At 43.6% G+C, this 20,648-nt stretch carries 13 protein-coding genes; 5 read left to right on the top strand and 8 right to left on the bottom strand.

From position 1 onward, the window contains the following. Position 1 precedes the first annotated feature (1 nt). The 6 genes from OCU56_RS10185 to hemL all read right to left on the bottom strand — a co-directional run bounded on the left by OCU56_RS10185 (position 2) and on the right by hemL (position 10,394). Positions 2-988, bottom strand: a complete 987-nt coding sequence (locus OCU56_RS10185; protein WP_261873123.1) for an ABC transporter permease — start codon at positions 986-988, stop codon at positions 2-4. Positions 989-1,139: 151 nt separating this feature from the next. After that, entirely contained in the window at positions 1,140-2,813 is a 1,674-nt protein-coding gene (locus OCU56_RS10180) for an ABC transporter substrate-binding protein (RefSeq protein WP_261873122.1), read from the bottom strand. Between the two features lie 577 nt (positions 2,814-3,390). Next, on the bottom strand, positions 3,391-6,774 hold the full coding sequence (locus OCU56_RS10175; RefSeq protein WP_261873121.1) for a response regulator: 3,384 nt from the start codon (positions 6,772-6,774) through the stop codon (positions 3,391-3,393). Between the two features lie 107 nt (positions 6,775-6,881). Further along, entirely contained in the window at positions 6,882-7,901 is a 1,020-nt protein-coding gene (gene rsmC / locus OCU56_RS10170) for a 16S rRNA (guanine(1207)-N(2))-methyltransferase RsmC (protein WP_261873120.1), read from the bottom strand. Between the two features lie 12 nt (positions 7,902-7,913). Continuing rightward, complete coding sequence (locus tag OCU56_RS10165; RefSeq protein ID WP_261873119.1) at positions 7,914-8,999, bottom strand: AI-2E family transporter; 1,086 nt, start codon at positions 8,997-8,999, stop codon at positions 7,914-7,916. A 108-nt stretch (positions 9,000-9,107) separates the two neighbouring features. Continuing rightward, positions 9,108-10,394, bottom strand: coding sequence for a glutamate-1-semialdehyde 2,1-aminomutase (gene hemL / locus OCU56_RS10160; RefSeq protein WP_261873118.1), 1,287 nt, complete (start codon positions 10,392-10,394; stop codon positions 9,108-9,110). Positions 10,395-10,592: 198 nt separating this feature from the next. Between hemL and erpA the strand changes: the two genes are divergently transcribed. The 3 genes from erpA (at position 10,593) to OCU56_RS10145 (ending at position 15,265) form a co-directional block, all read left to right on the top strand. Beyond that, on the top strand, positions 10,593-10,934 hold the full coding sequence (gene erpA, locus OCU56_RS10155; RefSeq protein WP_261873117.1) for an iron-sulfur cluster insertion protein ErpA: 342 nt from the start codon (positions 10,593-10,595) through the stop codon (positions 10,932-10,934). 127 nt (positions 10,935-11,061) lie between these two features. Further along, positions 11,062-12,144 carry an efflux RND transporter periplasmic adaptor subunit gene (locus tag OCU56_RS10150; RefSeq protein ID WP_261873116.1) on the top strand — a complete coding sequence of 361 codons (1,083 nt, stop codon included), beginning with the start codon at positions 11,062-11,064 and terminating at the stop codon, positions 12,142-12,144. Positions 12,145-12,154: 10 nt separating this feature from the next. Continuing rightward, complete coding sequence (locus OCU56_RS10145) at positions 12,155-15,265, top strand: efflux RND transporter permease subunit (RefSeq protein WP_261873115.1); 3,111 nt, start codon at positions 12,155-12,157, stop codon at positions 15,263-15,265. A gap of 58 nt (positions 15,266-15,323) precedes the next feature. Here the strand turns inward: OCU56_RS10145 and OCU56_RS10140 are convergent, their stop codons facing one another. After that, a complete protein-coding gene (locus OCU56_RS10140; RefSeq protein ID WP_261873114.1) occupies positions 15,324-16,619 on the bottom strand; it encodes a peptidoglycan DD-metalloendopeptidase family protein in 1,296 nt (431 codons plus the stop codon). 127 nt (positions 16,620-16,746) lie between these two features. On the opposite strand from OCU56_RS10140, the gene tyrS reads away from it, so the two are divergent. Together tyrS and OCU56_RS10130 are read left to right on the top strand one after the other, a co-directional pair. Continuing rightward, positions 16,747-17,934 carry a tyrosine--tRNA ligase gene (tyrS, locus tag OCU56_RS10135; RefSeq protein ID WP_261873113.1) on the top strand — a complete coding sequence of 396 codons (1,188 nt, stop codon included), beginning with the start codon at positions 16,747-16,749 and terminating at the stop codon, positions 17,932-17,934. A 396-nt stretch (positions 17,935-18,330) separates the two neighbouring features. Beyond that, on the top strand, positions 18,331-19,176 hold the full coding sequence (locus tag OCU56_RS10130; protein WP_261873112.1) for a magnesium transporter: 846 nt from the start codon (positions 18,331-18,333) through the stop codon (positions 19,174-19,176). 50 nt (positions 19,177-19,226) lie between these two features. Here OCU56_RS10130 and dacB read toward each other — a convergent pair whose 3' ends face one another. Then, positions 19,227-20,609, bottom strand: coding sequence for a serine-type D-Ala-D-Ala carboxypeptidase (gene dacB, locus OCU56_RS10125; RefSeq protein WP_261873111.1), 1,383 nt, complete (start codon positions 20,607-20,609; stop codon positions 19,227-19,229). Positions 20,610-20,648 lie beyond the last annotated feature (39 nt).

Genomic DNA, 20,648 nt, shown 5'->3' with positions numbered 1-20,648 from the left:
TTTATTTACCTCCCTTACGTAGGCGAGGGTCAAGTAAGACATATAACATGTCAGCAATTAGGTTAAAGAACAGCATGAATAAGGTCATGATAAGTAACTGCCCCTGTAATACCTGGTAGTCCCTTGCGGTTATTGCATTAAATAGAACAGTCCCTAAACCTGGGTAGTTGAAGATGATTTCTATGATCAACTGTCCGCCAATGGCCATACCTAACGACATTGAAAGTGCGGTAACACTAGGTAGCAGCGCATTACGCGCTGCATAGTTAAATACCACACGGTTTTCGCTAAGGCCTTTGCCTTTCGCCATGGTGATATAGTCTTCCGCTAGTAGGTTTATCATGTTGTTACGCATATTGACCAAGAAGCCACCAATCTGTACCAGTGAGGCACAAAATAAAGGGAGTACGGCGTGATAGGCGACATTTTTAATAAACTCCCAACTAGTCCAGTCGGGGATAACGCCAGGGGTATAAGCGTAGCCAGTAGGGAACCATTTTAGTCCGATAGCAAAAATGAACATGGCTAACATCGCAATCACCACTTGGGGGACCGCTTGAATAATCAGCATTCCCGGCGTGACTAAAGTGTCGTATGTGCTACCTCGTTTCCAAGCTGCGAAGATGCCAAGTAGAGAGCCTATGGAGAATGATAAAAGCACCGCGGTTCCAGCGAGAAATAATGACCAGCCAAATGCTCCACCAAGTAACTCATTAACGCTGAGAGGGTAAAATTTAATTGAAGTCCCTAACTCCCAGCTGAGTATGCTTTTAAGATAAGTGATGTATTGCAGCCAAAGGGGACCATCGACAAAGCCAAGCAGTTGTCGCATCGCCTCAATGCGTTCTGGTGTTACTTGGGCTGTAGCGTGAGCAAACATCATGGTGACAGGGTCTCCAGGCATTGCTCGCGGAAGAATAAAATTGATGGTAGCGGCTACTAATAGCGCTACAAAATAGAACGACAGACGTTTTAGAAAATATCCCATACCTACACCTTAATTATCCGATTTATTGCTTGTATATCGAATAAAATCCACGCTTTGCGCGAAAGAATCCCTGACGTATACACGCCATTGTTATTGTGAGTTTTATCAAGGGTGATAATGGCGCACCTAAGTACGCCATTAAGAAGCCAAGTTATTTGACAGGTTTTAAATCAAGTACGTGAAGTAAGCGCTCTGGGATACCGGCCCAAATGTTTGGACGACCTTTTGCGTTTTCTTCTGTCCACCAACCAGTGAAACGGGTGGTGTTGTATTGATAGTTACTTGCACCAGATAAGACAGGAATCGTGACTTGGTTTTCAGCGATGATTTTCTGAATACCGTGTGCAATTTCCATTTGTTTTGCTTTATCCGCTGTTTTGTAGAAGCTGTTTAGCAAGTTATCTAGCTGTGCATTTTTGTAGAAGTGCATGGCAAAACGAGGCATACCGCTACCTTCTTGCAGTGCAGAGTTATAAGCACTGTTCCAGTACAAGTGTGGATCTGCACCGTGGAAGTAGTTGGTATACGCCACGTCATAGGTCGCTTCTAGCATGGCTTGGTTGTATACCGCAAACTCTGGGGTACGAGCACGCGCTTTAATACCTACTTCGTTTAACTGCTCAACTGAGAGTTGCACTGTGTTGTTAAAATCAGTCCAGCCATTGGGTGATTGAATTAATAGCTCAAAAGATTTCCCAGATGGCGTTTCGACAAATCCGTCACCGTTCGTGTCTTTAAACCCAGACTCTTGCAGTAACTTCTTCGCTCCTTGCGGATTGTAGGTATTGAATTTTTTGTACTGATTATGAACTTTCTCATCAGACCAAGCTGCAAATGCATAGCCAAGACCCGAGGCGAAGTCATTGACAGTACCGGCACCGTAAAACGCAATATCAATGATAGTTTGACGGTCGATAGCCATACTCATCGCACGACGGAAGTTGACATCAGTAAGGGCTTCATTCTTTGCAGGATCTGGGTTTTTGAAGTTTACGACAAGAGATTGTGTGCCCGCTGGTGGATACCAGTATCCATGATTAGGGTTGGCTGCTTTGTAGGTGCGGTCGATGTCAGGGATAAATGCTGACGTCCAGTCGAGCTCAGAATTAACAATCTTACTTAGCAGCTGATCATTGTTGGCAATTTGAGGTACGCGAAGGCAATCAACATCTAGGTTATCGGCATCCCAATAGTTAGGGTTAGCACACTGAATATAAAGTTGAGGAGTAAAGGTGTCAATTTCAGTGAATGGGCCTGTACCTACAGGGTTTTCATTAGTAAAAGAGCTAGGATTTTTTACTTTTGACCAGATGTGCTCAGGCACAACAGGGACTTTGGCTATTTCATAAGGTACATTCGAGTTGCCTTCGGTAAGAGTAAAGCGAACTTGATGATCATTGATCTTTTCAACTTTGCTCACCCACTTATTAATACCTGTTTGGTCTAGCGCAGTATTGGACTCAAGAAGTTTAAATGAATAAACCACATCATCTGCTGAGAATGCTTCCCCGTCAGACCATTTAACACCTTTGCGAATATCAAAGGTAACGCTTTTTAGATCATCCGCCATCTTAAAGCTTTCAGCCAAACGCATAACCGGCTCGTTGCCGTGCATTTCGTTGAAAACGACTAAAGGTTCATAGATGAAGTCTGTAGTAGTACGAAGGTTTGTCGCAAGGTAGGGGTTAAAGTTGCGAACCATCGTTGGATAAAAATCAGGTACGATAGTCAGTTCCGATCTGGCTATTGCCGGAGCTGATATTGCGGTAGTCGCAGTAGCGACGATTACTGTAGCAAGAGCTGTTTTTTTTATATTAGCAAGCATGGTATGTCCTTTGTCTCTGTTTGCTTTTATTAGTCAGTAATCAGGTTTGATTACCAAAGTTTAATGCTTATACAGTGTCACCCTGTGGTTCTAATCTTTTATTGTGGGGTAGAGATATGACCTAAGAACCATGGAGCACTTGTAGAATCAGCCTTCAAGTGAATATCGTCAATGTAGATTCCCGTTAAAAACGTCAAACGCATACCTATTCTCGTTAAAAACGTTAAATTAAAATCGTTTTCTCTACTTTTCTTCATCTGCTTAATGGCCCCTGTTATGAGTAAATAACTAAAGTTAGTTAGTGCATACTATTGGTTTGGGTCTTTATGTTAGTTGGCTTTAGTGGCTTTGCAGATAAGTGTGATGTGCGGTTAAAGAGGCTGAGTTACTTTATTTTCTGGTTAAAAATACACAACATGATTTGTTGTGATTGCGCTCTCACATTTAAAATTACCTGCGATATTTTGCCAGTTATAGCCATGGTATGGAGGTGTACAATCGCGTGAAATGAACTTTTTTAGTGATTAAAAATAAGAGTGGCACAATAATTTAAAGCCGCAATAGAGCGGCTACGCCCTTAAGAAAATAAGCTTTGCAGTTGCTCTTTTCGTTCGATGAGTTGTGCTCTTTGAGCATTTTCATTATGGCTATTGGCAAGAATGTAATCTAAAGAGTTAAGAACGGTGCGCCAACGTGGCGTGTTGGGCAGGGTTTCAATTCTTAAGTACTTATCAAGAGTGCGTGTTTGCAGTGTGCTTCTGTCTAAATAAACGCGCCACAAGCCACTTTGCTCAGCAAATCCAAACTTAGTATTTCCTTGGTGGCTCTCCCAATAATCCAATGCCTCTGACATGCAATCCACTAACAGTTGTCGCATTTTTTGCTGCTTACTGTCTTTATCACTGTCAATCATATTCACAATGTCAGCAAACTCTTCACCTAAGTTCTTTAGGTGTTCTAATTGGGATTTATCACCGGCAAAGGCATAGCTTGCTAGCGCGTCTAGAGCCACTTCAAGGTTGTCTACTCGTGAAGTGCTGTCATCCATATCTGGATTAAAGATAATCATCCCTTTAAGCCCCGTTTCTAATGGGAGGGTGAAAATGTCACAAGGGATGGTCTGCTTGGTTTGAGCAACAAAAAGATCGATATCAATACTGCGATGCGGTTGATCAAATTGTAGATATTTGGGGGCAATAAACTCTTCGATTTGCGAGCGTTTTATTTGTTCATTAGAGCGCTGGAATAGCTGTAAGGCACTTTTGTTAGCAAAGGTTATTTTATGCGCTTCATTAACACAGATGATCGCTTCTGGAGTGCTCTCGAGTTGGGCTAATAATTTGTCTTGAGTGTCTAAAAGTAATGATTCTACTTTTTCTCTTTGGCTTAATTGATCATTTAGATAATCATTTTCTAGTTTACGTTGTTCTGAGAGACTGGCATTTAAGTGTACTTGAATACGCGCGGATAATTCCTGTTTATTAAATGGCTTAATTAAATAGTCGTTCGCACCATAATCAAAACCTTTAATTTTGTCTTCGCTTTGACCAAGGGCGGTTAGCATGATTATCGGCAGTTCGTTATAACTGTAGGACTCACGTAAGTGCTTACACACCTCAAAGCCATTGAGTTCTGGCATCATGATATCTAGCAATAGCATATCAGGCTTGTCTTGTTCAATAAGATCAAGTGCTTGGCGTCCATTATTGGCGCTAATCACTTGATACCCTTCCATGTGCAAAAAGCTTTCTAGGATTTTAAGGTTGACCGGTTCATCATCGGCAATCATGACCACTTTGCCATCAGGATTGTGTGGCGGAGTATGGGTGTCTTCGTTAAATGAGATGTTTTGTCGGGTGTAGTGCGCCGTATCCACATCGCGATTAAACGTTTGTAATTGTTGCTCGCTCGCCAGTGGCAAGGTGAGGGTAAAAGTCGTACCTAGTAAGGGTTGACTGGTGACACTAAGCTCACCGTGCATGATGGTAATCAACTGCTTACTAATGGATAAGCCAAGCCCTGTCCCTTGTTGGTAATTGGATGAGTTGCCTTGAATAAGCGGCTCGAAAATATGCTCAAGATCATCTTCGGGTATTCCTGAACCTGTATCAATGATTTGGATCTTAAGTTGTTCTCCATCTTGCTCTGCGGTCAGAATGATTTTTCCTTCCGGGGTAAACTTCATCGCATTACCCACTAGGTTGTAGAGAACCTGCTCAAGCCTTTGAGGATCGGCGCTGACCATAGGTAAGCTATCATCAATTTGATTAATGATACGTACTGGTTTTTCCCCAATAAGATGTTTAGATAATTCAATAACTAAGCTAGATGCAGAAGATAATGATACCGGTACCGCTTGCAACGTTAACTGGCCGTATTGCATCTTATGATAATCCAATAGATCATCGACTAAATTAGACAGTCTATGCCCACTATTTATAATAATTTCTAGTTGATAGCGTTGAGATGCTGGAATACTTCCGTGAGCTTCTCCAATAATGGCCTGAGCCACGCCTATCATGCCGTGTAGAGGGGTTCTTAACTCATGTGAGGTGGTGGCAAGAAACTCATCTTTTAGCTTATCGGCTTGTTGTAACTCTTTATTTTGTGTAGCAATGGTATCTAGGTTGTAAGCAAGTTCTGTATTTTGCTTATTGATCAGTTCTATCTTTTCGCGCACGGAGCGTTGCATTCGTTCAAAGCTTACCGCTAGTCGGCCAATTTCATCTTTGCGTTCAGTGCCTTCGACATTTTCGAACAGATCCCCAGCAGAAATGCGCTCAGCGGCCCAAGTGAGTTTTAATAAAGGGCGAGTAATAAAGTTGGCTAAGTAGTGTGAACCGATGACGATGACGATAACGGCGCTGCATATAATGATTAAGAACAGAGAATAAAGTTTATTTACGCGCACAAAAGCAACATTTTCTGGGGTTTCAACAATCACTGCCCATTTTAAATTGTGTACCTTAATAGGTGCGTACGCCGCAATCATATTTTGATTGGCTGTATTGGTATAAGTTTCTACTTGCTCTATACCTTGCAAGGCTTTAGACGCAACCGATAGGTTGTTTTCGGCTCCCGTTTCTGAGGTTTGCACTAGTAATTTATGAGATTGGTCAATGAGAGAGATAGTGGTCTGGTTTTCATGATCAACCTCAATGAGGTAAGCTAGTGCTGATAAAGGTAAGCGAAAGAAAGCGTAGCTGTGTAGATATTCTTGCTGAATAATGGGAGCGGCAAACCAGACAAATTCTCGATCATCTGTTCCATCTAACCCTTTGGAAAAATCACTCATGAGTACAATTTCATTGTATTCATCTAAGGTGTCTTTTTCAGATTTAATGTGTTGTTTTAACCGTTTAAATAGCCGGCCAAGTTCATTATCACGGTATGGCCCTGTTTCTAAATTTGTCGAGTAGTATCCGTTTTTTTGTACCGAATAGGCGACGTTTCCGTCAAGATCTACGAGAGCAATATCATCAAAATCTGAGCGTTCTAATAGGCTTGTGTAAGTAGAGTGATAGCGAGTGTGTAGCAGACGATAACGATTGACGTTGAGATGGGTTTGGGTGCCTTTTATAGTGGTTTTATTCACTTTGTCCCCAGAGCCTAAAACATATTTTTGCTGCCCAATATGTCGAGACTGTTGCGGATTAGCCCCGAGGCGCCGAAAAGAATCAATCAAACCATAAAAACGCCCGCCACTTGCATAGGCCAATTCGGAGTGCACAAAGCCAATCACTTCGGAATCGAGGCTTTTTATGTAAGCGGTGACTTGATTGGTTGTGCCATCTCTCATTGAAGTGAGATAAGTGGTACTTTGCTCTTCTAAGTCTTCAATATGAGATTGAAGAAAAAAGAATGCAATAACTAGCATTGGCACAAGGCTAACGAATAAAAAAGCCCCCATTAAGGTGCTTTTAAGGCGTTTAAATTTTGGGTGTGAATGATATTTTGACATAGAGTGCGAATTCAAAGCCTGATAAAAAGATCATCAATGCTGAAATGTACTCGTCAAAAAGATCGAGGCAAGCAAAGCCTTAAAAAAGCGTGTTGCCTCACACAGTTTTATTTGTTTGCGCTGTAGATTGCAAACTTATTTGTTTTATCCACAGTGACACATTGGCCAAAGGATTTTTCAATAATTGGTTGGTATTTCAAGAAGCTATTGGCAACTATGACTAGCTCACCATTACCAATAAGATGTGCTGGCGCTTGTTGGAGTAATGTTTCTGTTGCGCTGTAGCTGGTATCTAAACCGGAATGAAATGGCGGATTACTGATAATAAATTGGTAATCATTGCTCGCTTGTGAATAGACATCAGTGGCAAAAACATGCCCTTTAATACCGTTAGCTTCCAGAGTGCGTTTGCTTGATTCAACGGCAAACGCGCTTACATCACACATCTGTAACTCAATGTCAGGGTAGCGCAATGCCATTGCTGCGCCAATAATGCCAGCACCGCAGCCAAAGTCTAAAACTTTGCCGTGCAATTTTGGTAAATTGGCCAGCAGAAGCTGAGTACCTAAATCAAATTCACCATGGCTGAATACGCCCGGCAGGCTTTGTACTTCAATACGGGCGCCTTCAAGTTCTACTTGATAGGTCTTAAAGTAGCGATTGATATCAAAATGGCTCGGTGGGGTTTGGCTGATCCCCATATAAAATGAACAGCGACGAGCCGAGTCATATTTATTGATAGGGCCAAAGTCCTTGAACATTTTCTCAATGCTTTTCACCCCAGAACGGTTTTCGCCTATCACTACAACTTCGGTTTCTGCTGCCAGTTTACTGAGCATCATATCCAGTAAATATTGCGCTTCACTTTTGGCTTTAGGCCAGTAAAGAAGCAGCAGATCAGCGTCTACGTTGTTGTTAAACTCCACCCCAAATTGGCAATCAACGCCACTGCGCTGCATTTGTTGGTAGTAGCCATAGTGAGAAGTAAATACAGTTACTGATTGTGCATGTTGCTGTAGTTGTTTAGGGAACAGATCTTCAGCTTCACCTGCAATGACCACTTTCTTGCCAGCAAAGGAAGCAAGTTGACGTTCGGCGATTTGACTTGGGGCAGTGTAGACACTCATATTGTACTCTTACTAGTTATTATCTTGCTTATCAAGGAAGTCATTAAACTCCTCTTCATACATGTTAAACAATACCATGGTGATGGCAAAGATAAGCGGGCCGTAGATTAAACCAATTAAGCCAAAGACATGCAAACCGCCAAGCAAAGAAAAGAAGATCATTAGGGTATTCATACCGGCACCACCTTGCATAAGAAGTGGTCGCAATATGTTATCAATGGACCCCACAACGGCAACGGACCAGATCAATAGGAATATCGCCCAACCGGTATCGCCAGTTAGTAGCAAGTATAGGCAGGTAGGAATCCAAATAAGAGCGGTTCCAACGACTGGGACAAATGAGGCGAAGCCCATCATAGTACCCCAAAACAGACCAGGGAAGCCCACCAACCACATTGCCAGTCCTCCCGCTACGCCTTGCGCGATGGCGGTGAGAAATGAACCCATTACCGCAGATTTAGAGACTTGTTCTATTTCTACTAACAAGCGATCTTCTTGTGAGCGAGATAGGGGAACAATGTGCCGTATGGCGGTGATGATTGTCTCATGATCACGCAGTAAGAAAAACAGCACGAACAGCATCAAGCCAAAATTGACTAAAAAGCTGGTGGCGCTGCCGACAACAGAGGCACTTATACCCACTAGATTTGAACCAAATGAAGTGGCGAGTTCCGCGACTTTTTGAGCAATTTCAGAGGGTTCTAAAGCATTAAAAGGCAGGTAAGTGTTGGCCAACGCGAGCACTTTTACCACATATGGCTGGGTAAACAGTTCTTGGACACCTCCTTCTGTCACCCAGTGATATACGCTCTGCGAAAATGAAGATCCCTGCTGAATAATGGCGGTGAACACAAACAGCAATGGAATCACAATAATAAAAGTGAGAATAATGCACGACAACAACGCAGAAGTGTTTCTCATGTTGGGCATTTTATTATCGAGATAGTCATGTATAGGAAATATGAGTAAGGAGATAATAAAGGCCATGACGATCGAGTTTATGTAGGGTTCGATTAGAGTAAAACAGGCGTAAGCGCAAACCAGTAAGGCTATAATTAACAGCCATTGGCTGGATGTGAGTAGGATTTTTTTAGGCACTTTTAGCGGACTCGTTTTTTTGTAATGATAAATCATAGCGTTATGAAACTTGAAGCGCTAGAAATAAAAAAGGAGCCAATGGCTCCTTATCACATAATGTTATGGAATTTATTTCGCTAAGGCAGCAAAACAGCGATCAGCTGCCGCCAGAGTTTGCGCTATGTCTTCATCGGTATGAGACAGAGACGTGAAGCTGGCTTCAAATGCAGATGGCGCAAGATAAACACCTTCTTCTAACATTAGGTGGAAGAAACGCTTGAAGCGTTCCACATCGCACTTAGCCACTTCTTCGTAGCAAGTGACTTGTTTTTGCTCAGTGAAGAAAAAGCCAAACATACCACCTACTTGGCTGACATATAACGGAATGCCGTGTTGATCAGCGCAGGCTTTAAAGCCTTGTGCAAGCTTGGCGGTAATTTCGTTTAGGCGCTCTTCATTACCCGCTTGGGCAAGTTGAGTGAGACAAGCAAAACCGGCGGCCATGGCAATAGGGTTACCAGATAACGTTCCTGCTTGATATACCGGTCCAGTAGGTGCGATATGTTGCATGACTTCTTTACGGCCACCAAAAGCACCAACAGGCATACCACCACCGATGACTTTACCTAGCGTGGTAAGATCCGGCGTGATGTTGTAATGGGCTTGGGCACAACCTAAAGCCACACGGAAACCTGTCATTACTTCATCAAAGATCAGCAAAGCGCCATTGTTATCACAAATCTCTCTTAAGCCTTGGTGGAAACCGTCCATTGGCGGAATACAGTTCATGTTACCGGCGACTGGCTCAACAATAATACAAGCGATTTGTTGTGGATTTGCATCAAACAGAGCTTGAACAGAGTCAAGATCGTTAAAAGTGGCAGTAAGAGTGTGTTTTGCAAAATCCTCTGGGACACCAGGGGAGCTAGGTTGGCCTAATGTGAGTGCACCGGAGCCGGCTTTTACTAATAAGCTATCGGCATGCCCATGGTAGCAACCTTCAAACTTCATGATTTTATCACGACCGGTATAACCACGAGCTAAGCGAATAGCACTCATCGTCGCTTCTGTACCTGAGCTCACCATACGCAGTTGCTCCATAGAAGGAACCAGCGACGAGACCAGTTTTGCCATATTGATTTCTAGTTCAGTAGGTGCGCCAAAGCTTAAGCCTCGTTGCGCCGCTTCTACCACTGCATCACGAATCACAGGGTTATTGTGACCTAAGATCATCGGTCCCCAAGAGCCCACATAGTCGATGTAGGCTTTGTCATCAGCATCATAAATGCGAGAGCCATCAGCGCGCTCAATAAATAGGGGAGAACCGCCGACACCATTGAAGGCTCGTACTGGTGAGTTAACCCCACCTGGTATAATGGTTTGGGCTTGCTGATAGAGTGCTTCTGATTTGCTCATTAATTGTCCTTGCTGTTCGAATAGCATTTTTGAGAGTGACAGCATTGTAATAAATATTGTGCACAAGTCTAACGCTTGTGTCTCACTATTACATTGAGGATAAAGATTACAATACTTGAACACTTTGCTCAGGTATTAGATAATCGCCAAACCAACACAGTCACTTTCAGTGACAACATCGAATAAAGAGAGGTCTCGGTGAGCGAACTTAATGTCCCTTTGAATTTTTCTGACGCAGCAGCAGCACGCGTAAAAGTATTAATTACAGAGGAAGAAAACCCAGAACTTAAATTGCGAGTGTATATTACTGGTGGTGGTTGTAGTGGTTTCCAGTATGGTTTTACCTTTGATGAAAAAGTCAACGAAGGAGACGCTGTGATAGTTAAAGATGAAGTGACTCTAGTGGTTGACCCTATGTCTTTACAATACTTGATTGGCGGTACGGTAGATTATACGGAAGGTCTAGAGGGAGCGCGTTTCTTTATAAACAACCCTAATGCCACGACGACTTGTGGTTGTGGTGCTTCATTTAGCGTGTGATCCTTTAGCATGTGATCCTAGCCTCAGATACTCGAGGCAATTTACGTTAGGCTGATTTAGGCAAGGATATGCCGTTAGTAGTAAGGCCATAAGGCCACAGCCCCTAGCTAATTAAAAGGATTTAATTATGCCATTAAAAAGGACAGGGCAACTCTTTGCCCAGCGCCCTTGGATTATATCGCTTATTTTGTTTGCAGCCCTTGGCGCTTGGCTTTTAGTCGGCGCTCTGCAATCTGAACCCTCCTTATCCCCACCCCCCCAACAAGAACGCCATGTCCCGTTAGCCAAAGTCGTTGTTACTGACTTTGATGCTCAACCGGTTGCCAGAAAAATCGATCTTTATGGCAGAACGGCCCCCAATCGCGATGTGGAGCTCAGTGCAGAGTTAGCGGGCACTATTGAGCGTTTACAAGTGCGTAAAGGCGCTTCGGTTAAACGAGGACAAATTATTGCCACTATCGACAAAGGGGATTTAGATATCCAACTTGATCGTGCCAATGCTCTGTTACGTGTAAAACAAAAAGAATTTAATGCCGCCACCTCTCTTAAAAAGCGTGGCTTACAAAATGAAGTGGAGTTTACCAAAGCCGAGGCTGAGCTCGCCAATGCTAAGGCAACGGTGGCTAATGTGAGGTTAGGGCTCAAGAATAGCGTAATACGAGCGCCATTTTCTGGAGTGATTGACCGTTTGCATGTTGAGTTGGGTGATTATGTGGCCAAAGGCGATCAGGTAGCCCATTTGATCGATCTCGAGAAACTGATTATCGAGGCGGATCTCAGTGAGCGCCACATACAAGGAATACAGAAAGGACAGGCCGCTAATATAACGTTATTAGGCGGTGAACAGATCGAAGGTCGATTACGTTATGTATCACGTAACTCATCCCTAACCACCAATACGTTTCCCATCGAAATTGAAATAGCCAATCAAGATCAAAGGCTGCCTTCAGGAGTCAGTGCTGAGGTAGAGGTTGAGCTTGAAACACAAATGGCCGTCAAAGTGACCCCTGCTATGTTAGCACTGGATGAGGCGGGTAACTTAGGGGTTAAAACTCTTAGAGACGATCATGTTTATTTTGTCGCTATTCAAATCGTTAAAGCAGAACAAGACGGTGTGTGGTTAAGTGGTCTGGGAGAGAGTGTCCAGATTATAACCAAAGGACAAGGATTTGTACGTGATGGTGATCCTGTCATTGCCGTTCAGCAGTAGGGAGTAGGTTATGCATTCTATAATAGAAGCCGCTTTATCGCGTTCGAGAACTGTACTCACTTTACTGTTTATGGTCATTGTCGCGGGGATTTACACCTACATCACCATACCCAAAGAATCCAGCCCAGATATCACTATTCCTATTATCTACGTTTCTGTAGGGCATCAAGGGATCTCCCCTTTAGATGCAGAGCGCATGTTAGTTCGCCCAATAGAGCAAGAGTTACGTTCTATTGAAGGGGTGAAAAAAATGACCTCAACCGCCTCTGAAGGGCATGGCTCTGTCACCCTTGAGTTTGTGGCGGGCAGTAACTTAGATAAAGCGATGACCGATGTTCGCGAAGCGGTGGATCTGGTGAAATCCAAGCTTCCAGATGGGAGTGATGACCCTACAGTAAATGAAGTCACCTTAGCCAGTGAACAACCGATATTATCGGTGGCTTTGTACGGCACCGTTCCACAAAGAACCATAGTGCAAATAGGCCGTAAAATTCAAGATAAGTTGGAGAGCTTTAAGCAGATACTGGAAGTGGATATTGCGGGTGACAGAGAAGATATCGTGGAAGTGGTCGTTGATCCTTTGCTGATGGAAAGTTACGGCTTAGATCAAGGGGATATCTATAATCTGATTGCCGCCAGTAACCGAGTTGTGGCCGCCGGTTTTGTTGATACGGGGTATGGGCGTTTTTCTGTAAAAGTGCCTTCGGTATTCTCCTCGTTGAAAGACGTATTAGAATTACCTGTCAAGGTGGATGGCAAGCAGGTGATCACTTTTGGTGACGTGGCTTCCGTAAGACGAACCTTTAGAGATCCCGAGAGTTTTGCCCGTTTAGACGGTGAAAGCGCGGTGGTATTAGATGTAAAAAAGCGCGCTGGAGAAAATATTATCGAGTCTGTGGATATAGTAAAAGCGGTATTGGCTGAGGCGCAAAAAATGCCAGACTGGCCAAATAATTTGCTGGTCAAATACACTTATGATGATTCTAAAAATGTCGATCAAATGTTGACGGATCTACAGAATAATGTGCTATCGGCCATTATTTTAGTTGTGATAGTGATCATTGCCATATTGGGTGTACGCACTGCTTTGCTGGTGGGAATATCCATCCCAGGTTCTTTCCTAACAGGTTTACTCGTTCTATCTATATTCGGTCTTACGGTCAATATCGTGGTGTTATTTTCCTTGATTATGGCCGTTGGCATGTTAGTGGATGGGGCGATAGTGGTGACAGAGTTTGCTGATCGAAAAATGCAAGAAGGCGTCCCACGAAACAAGGCGTATCGAGATGCAGCAAAGCGTATGGCTTGGCCTATTACGGCTTCAACCGCCACCACTTTAGCCGCTTTTGCCCCTTTGCTGTTTTGGCCAGATACCACTGGCGAATTTATGAAGTATTTGCCATTAACTTTAATTGCGACACTGAGCGCCTCTTTGTTGATGGCTCTCGTATTTGTTCCGGTTCTGGGCAGTTTAATCGGTAAACCTCAGTATATGAATGCCATCACCCAAACAAGAATGCAGCAACTGCATGAGGGGGATTTTTCAAAAGCAACAGGAATCACTAAGCTCTACTACCACACTCTTGCCATTGCAATTCAACATCCGCTTAAAGTGTTGTTAAGTGCAGTGTTACTGGCGATGGGGGTCGGCGTCGCCTATAACAAAGCAGGGTTAGGTGCAGAGTTTTTCCCTGAAGTGGATCCCCCGTATTTTAATGTTAAGGCGCGCTCTTATGGGGATCTGTCGATTACCGAAAAAGACAGCATAATGCGCGAACTAGAAAAGGAAATTATAGGTAACCCTGAATTAGAGAGTGTTTATACTCGAACCGGTGGCCAAGATGAAATAGGCACAATACAAGTGACCCCTGTGGAGTGGCAGAACCGTCGCTCAGTTAAAGAGATCATCGAAGATCTTAGGCAAAAAAGTGATTTAATTGCGGGTGTCGAAGTGGAATACAAATTCCCAGATGCAGGCCCTCCGGTGGAAAATGATCTGGTTATTGAAGTGACCTCTAAAGAGGTGAGTGACATTGATGCTGCCGCCAAACGGATTCGTTTATGGGCGGATGGTAACCCCGCATTAACCAACGTTAGTGATACTTCTAGTAAGGAGGGCATTGATTGGACTATCGATGTTAACCGTGCCGATGCCGCTCGGTTTGGTGCCGATGCGTCTTTGGTGGGTAACACGGTACAGTTCATAACAAACGGGTTAAGAGTGGGGGATTACTTACCTGACGATACTGATGATGAAGTGGATATCTTGGTGCGTTACCCAGAAGATAAACGCGATATCGGCCGTTTTGATGAGTTAAGAGTGAAAACCCGAGCAGGCTTAGTCCCTATAACCAATTTTGCCAAAGTACAGGCCGAACCAAAGCAAGATACAATTAACCGCTTAGATGGTCGACGCATTGTTAATGTGGTGGCTGACATGAGCGAGGGTTACAATTTAGCAATAGAGTTACCGCATATTCAGCAGGCACTGCAAGAGTTAGGCTTACCTGACAGTATTGAACTTCGCATAAAAGGACAAAACGAAGAGCAGCAAAACTCATCCACTTTTTTACAGTCCGCATTTTTGGCTGCGTTAGCGGTAATGGCATTGATTTTAATTACTCAGTTTAATAGCTTTTACCAGGCTTTATTAATTCTAAGTGCGGTGCTGTTTTCCACGGTCGGGGTGTTTGCTGGCTTATTATTATTCCAACGCCCTTTTGGTATTGTGATGTCCGGTATTGGCGTGATCGCTTTGGCAGGCATTGTGGTGAACAACAATATTGTATTGATAGATACGTTTAATCAATTGCGTCGCCGAGGTTTCTCAAAAGAACAGGCCATTTTACGCACCGGTGTTCAGCGTCTGCGTCCGGTGATGTTAACCACAGTGACAACGATATTGGGACTCATGCCAATGGTGTTACAAACTAATATCGATCTCATTCACCAAAAAGTAGAAATTGGCGCCCCAAGCACTCAATGGTGGACACAGTTAGCCACCGCTATTGCCGGAGGGTTAGCTTTTGCCACGGTATTAACCTTGGTATTGACCCCGTGTCTGTTGATGTTTAGCCGCAATGATGCTGTGCTAAATAAAGATAAGTCGTCTCAAAGCTAAGTTATGGGAAAAGAAGCCAAGATCTTATCAGGCTCAGTGAGAAAATCACTGAGCCTAATTAGTTGATAGAGGCCGTAAGTAAGTGTTGATAGCGTTTTAGCTCATCTAAGCGTTGGCTTGCCAGTGTCATAAAGGTTTTTTTCTTATTGCCGCTGAGTGATTTAGCTTCTGGTAGTTTAACGGTGCGTGCATTTTTATGTACGCCATTGACTAAAAATTCGTAATGCAGGTGTGGCCCAGTGACACGACCTGTTCCCCCAAGAGTGCCAATGGTTTGCCCTTGTTTAACCCGTTGCCCGCCTTTAACGCGACGTTTTTGCAGGTGTAAATACTTGGTAATATAAATATTGCTGTGCTTAATGAAGACATAATTGCCATTAAATTGGTTGTAACCAGATTTAAGCACCACGCCATCACCGGCAGCGTAAATTGGGGTTCCAACAGGGGCTGCGTAATCTGTACCTCGATGAGCGCGGATTTTACCTGTCACAGGGTGGCGTCGGTTAGGGTTAAAGTTAGAGGTGACGCGACGAAAATCCACAGGAGAGCGAAGAAAGGCTTTTTTCATAGCTCGGCCTTTCTCATCGTAATAGTTGCCACTTTCGTCATCTAAAATAGCGGTAAATGAATCCCCTTGGTTGGTGAATTGTGCGGCCAAAATACGGCCATATCCGACGAATTCCCCTTCGACTATCTTTTCTTCAAAAAGCAATTTAAAACTATCATTGGGACGAATATCCAAAGCAAAATCGATGTCCCAACCAAAAATTCCAGCCACACTCATAATTTGATTGGGGGTGAGTTGAGCATCAATGGCAGCATTCCAAAAGCTTGAACTAATACTCGCTTCGGCATAGTTCAGCTGCACATTCACTTCTTTTTTATGGGTAACCGCTTTAAATTTGTCCCCATCCTTGACCGCTTTAAAGGTTTCATAAGCGCTAATTTGACGCTGTAGTTGGATGAGGTTGTTTTGATCATCATAACCAAATACCAACTCATCATTAGGACGTAGGCGAGACAGTTGTTTGTTAATGGCCTCATCGCTTGTGACCATGGTATGTAACAGTCGCGGAGACAACCCAAGGCGACTAAATAGGACTGAGGCACTTTCTCCTGAGCGTACTTTATGAGTTTCCCAGCGCATTATTGCATTGTGTTGCTCCCTCTTAGGCGAAGAGAGGCTGTCGGGGTTCATGGCAATAGGGTAAATACGCCCCACCTCATAGAGACTTTCTTTAGTGCGAAGGCTACGAGGATCAGGGAGTAAAAACACAGCAATGATGATAATGGCACTAAAACAGCAGATTAACGCTCGGTGCAAAAGAGGTAAATGATGAAAAATGGTCAGCATATCCCGATTCGTTAAGTAATCAGTGAAAAAATTGGTGTTAGATTAGTTTAACTGCTTTCAAAACTATTCGCTATTCAAGTACACTGTCGGGATATATTTTTTGCTGATTTTGTGGGAGCAAACTAGTATGGCAAGTTTCGAAGCTGCCTTAGCTGAAATCAAACGTGGCGTTGAAGAGTTGATTCCAGAAGCAGAGTTAATCGCCAAGTTAAAAGAAGGTCGTCCTCTACGTATTAAATTGGGCGCGGATCCAACAGCACCAGATATTCATCTTGGTCACACAGTGATTCTTAATAAACTGCGTACTTTCCAAGACCTTGGTCATGATGTGACTTTCCTTATTGGTGATTTCACCGGTATGGTTGGTGATCCAACAGGTAAAAACACTACGCGTCCACCTTTGACTCGTGAAGACGTATTGCGTAATGCGGAAACGTATAAAGAGCAAGTGTTTAAAATTTTAGATCCTGCGAAAACCAAGATTGCCTTTAACTCTAAGTGGTTAGGTGACTTAGGCGCAGAAGGGATGCTACGTTTGGCATCAAACCAAACTGTGGCTCGCATGTTAGAGCGCGATGATTTTAAAAAGCGCTATGCAGGCGGCCAACCTATTGCTATTCATGAGTTCATGTACCCATTACTACAAGGTTATGACTCTGTAGCGATGGAAACAGACGTTGAGCTAGGCGGTACCGATCAGAAGTTTAACTTGCTGATGGGACGTGAATTGCAAAAAGCACACGGACAAAAGCCTCAAAGTGTATTAATGATGCCTCTTCTTGTCGGTCTTGATGGCGAGAAGAAAATGTCTAAGTCATCTCATAACTACATTGGTGTGAGTGATGTACCAACAGAAATGTTTGGTAAAATCATGTCCATCTCCGATGTATTAATGTGGAGCTACTATGAATTGCTCTCTTTCCGTCCTTTGGCAGAAATTGAACAATTTAAAGCTGACGTAGAAAATGGCACAAACCCTCGCGATATTAAGATTTTGTTAGCCAAAGAAATCATCGCACGTTTCCATTCGCCAGCAGATGCAGAAGCGGCAGAGCAAGAGTTTATTAATCGCTTCCAAAAAGGGGCTATTCCTGATGAGATGCCTGAGTTTGAATTCGAGGTCGGTCGTCCGGTAAGCAACTTAATGAAAGAAGCGGGCTTATGCGCATCTTCTTCAGAAGCCATGCGTATGGTTAAACAAGGCGCGGCTAAAATTGATGGTGAGAAAATCACAGACAGCAAGTTTGTTCCTCAAGCAGGCACGTTTGTTTTCCAAGTGGGTAAGCGTAAGTTTGCTCGTCTAACCTTCAAGTAGCTTAAGTTGTAAGTTTTAATTAATAGGCGCCTTTTAGGCGCCTTTTTTCATTTTGTGAACTTGTGAAGCAAGTCTGATTTTTGTTATATTACGCGCCGCTGGGGCATCCCAGTAACCTTTGGAGAACACTATGAACACTACCGACCATCCTCCTAGTATAAAGGGAGAAAAATAGCTCGCTGTCGGTATGTATTCGTTGTTCGTCTCTGCCTTCGCGGTAGAGAATGCAAATAAAGCCCCCATTCCCTATACATTTTTCTCCTTATATTCTAGTCGCTAATACCGCCTTTAGTTTTGCTATTGCAGCGAAAGCTGGGTGCTATTTCGATGGTCGTTACCCCATTTATATTAGCTTTTACCTAGCTGATGTTGACACAGCTAATCGGGAGATTCGCCATGACGGTAATGAACACAACGTTAGCTCACGATATTAATACCTTTTCTCGTGAGGAAATTTGCGCAGCCACAAGCGCATTTTGGGAGTATGAAGAAAAACAGCAGGTGAGACTGCTTAAAGTGATGCCTATAGAAGAGGCGGTAGCGATCTTAAATCAATGCTCTGTGGCTTTTGTTCAGCATATTATTGCCGAACTAGAAGTCATTGGTGAGGATGTAAGAGCGCGTCATTTCGCACATCAATTAGGATTTATCCGCTCAGAAGCTGAGCCCCATAAAGGCTACCTTTCTACAGGAGTGCTAGCCCATGTACAGCAACGTATAGGCTGGATTATTGGTTTAGCATTAATGGGCATTGTATCTGGCCTGATTATAGCCAGTTATGAAGATACCTTGAGTCAATTAGTGCTATTGGCTATCTATATGCCGGTCATTGCCGCTGCCGGAGGCAACACGGGTACTCAATCGGCGACACTGGTCATTCGAGCGTTAGCCACAGGAGAGTTAAAGAAGCGACAGTGGTTGTCTGTGCTATGGAAAGAAAGTCGCGTAGCGCTGTGCATAGGTTTGGTTATTGCGCTGGTGATGGTGGGACGCATTCTATTATTTAGTGAGGGGGTTTCCACCGCAGGTTACGACCTAAATATGATCGCGTTAGCGATTGCGGTTGCTTTGTTTATTCAGATCTCCATCTCCACCACGCTCGGTGGCGTACTACCGATTATTGCACGGGCCTTTAAGCTGGATCCTGCGGTACTTGTTAGTCCTGTACTGGCTTCGATCGTGGATATTTCTGGAATGTGGATTTACTTCAACGTAGTGAATTACTTTCTCGATATTGCATGATGTCATCGCTTGAGTAGGGGCAGGAAATGCCCCTACTGTGCAAGCACTCACTATGGCGTTATTTTCGGTTCAATCATTGACTGGTAAAACGCTTTCTCAAAACGAGTGATGGCCGGTTCAGCGCCTTTCTTGGTCGATTTTGGATGATAGTTAGTGACATATTGCACAAAGGTATATTGGATATTGCCTTGCTTGTCATAGACGTAACCAACCATATTATGGCTACCAAATAGTGAGCCACTTTTTGCTTTGATTTGCCCTTTAATCGGTGAAATACGCATGCTGGGTCGATGCTTTAATGTACCGTCTACACCGGATGTCGCAAGTAAGCTGATCAGGTGCAACTGTTTATCATGATCCTTTATATATTGCAGAACGTCCATCATGGTATGTGGCGAGATACGGTTGTTTCTGGACAAGCCTGAACCGTCTTCTAAAATCCCATTGGATAAATCGATCCCCGTTTGTTTGAGTAAGATCTCTGTTATCGCAGATGTGCCACTTTTAAAGCTTCCTTTCTTGCCATATAAGTCCGCCCCAAGTTGTTTAGTAATGTTATCTGCATAGAGGTTGTCAGATTTGTGAAGCATAAATTCAAGCAGCTGGTTTAAAGGGGCTGAGTGATGTTGTGCGAGCAATACCGCCTGCTGATCCGTTTGACCGAGCATTATCTTCCCTTGCACCTTAGTCCCTTGTCGTTTAAGAATATCAGCAACGTTTTTTTTAAGGTAAAGGCTAGGAGACTGCACGGCAAATTTAAGGGGCAAAGGGGTATTTCGATAGGTTAAACAACCGCTTAACGTATAACTGTTGTTCGGTGATGTCACAAGATCTAAGTTACAGTAACTGCGCTCTTTTTCTTCTTTAGAAACAGTCTTAACTTGGTTTTTTACGATAATAGGTTGATGCTTAGGCACGAAGACTGAAGTGGTGCCGTCTTTTAATGTGCTAATCGAGGCTTGTACGCAATTGCCATCTAAAGTTAATGCTGAAGCAGGCGCTGCGTAACACACACCAAGGACATCCCATGGCCAACCTACACCACGGTCGTAACCGGTAAAGAGAGAACCGTCGAGATACAAATTACCTGCGATAGTGTGCCCTTTTAACTCACTTAACAATACCTCAAGATCACTTCGTTTGAGGCTAGGATCGCCTGAAAAGCGAAGGCTGTAATCTGAGCCTTGCTTAAACAGTTGCGTCGAAAATTGATGGCCATTTTTCCAGTGAAGCTTGGCAGCTAAGGCGGTGATTAACTTTAGGGTGCTGGCGGGTGGAAAAAGTTGTTGTGCATTAGTGGATACTTTTACCTCGGAGTCATGTGTCACAATGACGCTGGATAAATGTCCTTGCGGTAAGATTTCATACGGCGTGATAATTGACGCTGAGGCGATAAAAGTGACACAGGTCAGTAGTAGAATAAAAGCGCGCATGGCATTCCTAACAAAGCTGAAGCTATTTAAATTACAGTA

Source organism: Vibrio rarus (genome assembly GCF_024347075.1).
GTDB classification, from domain to species: Bacteria; Pseudomonadota; Gammaproteobacteria; order Enterobacterales; family Vibrionaceae; genus Vibrio; species Vibrio rarus.
This window is presented reverse-complemented; position numbering and strand designations above follow the sequence as displayed.

Coding starts and splice junctions, on each gene's coding strand:
- OCU56_RS10175 (WP_261873121.1), bottom strand. CDS start 6,774: ATGTCAAAATATCATTCACACCCAAAATTTAAACGCCTTAAAAGCACC.
- OCU56_RS10140 (WP_261873114.1), bottom strand. CDS start 16,619: ATGCTGACCATTTTTCATCATTTACCTCTTTTGCACCGAGCGTTAATC.
- tyrS (WP_261873113.1), top strand. CDS start 16,747: ATGGCAAGTTTCGAAGCTGCCTTAGCTGAAATCAAACGTGGCGTTGAA.
- rsmC (WP_261873120.1), bottom strand. CDS start 7,901: ATGAGTGTCTACACTGCCCCAAGTCAAATCGCCGAACGTCAACTTGCT.
- hemL (WP_261873118.1), bottom strand. CDS start 10,394: ATGAGCAAATCAGAAGCACTCTATCAGCAAGCCCAAACCATTATACCA.
- OCU56_RS10145 (WP_261873115.1), top strand. CDS start 12,155: ATGCATTCTATAATAGAAGCCGCTTTATCGCGTTCGAGAACTGTACTC.
- dacB (WP_261873111.1), bottom strand. CDS start 20,609: ATGCGCGCTTTTATTCTACTACTGACCTGTGTCACTTTTATCGCCTCA.
- OCU56_RS10180 (WP_261873122.1), bottom strand. CDS start 2,813: ATGCTTGCTAATATAAAAAAAACAGCTCTTGCTACAGTAATCGTCGCT.
- OCU56_RS10150 (WP_261873116.1), top strand. CDS start 11,062: ATGCCATTAAAAAGGACAGGGCAACTCTTTGCCCAGCGCCCTTGGATT.
- OCU56_RS10130 (WP_261873112.1), top strand. CDS start 18,331: ATGACGGTAATGAACACAACGTTAGCTCACGATATTAATACCTTTTCT.
- OCU56_RS10185 (WP_261873123.1), bottom strand. CDS start 988: ATGGGATATTTTCTAAAACGTCTGTCGTTCTATTTTGTAGCGCTATTA.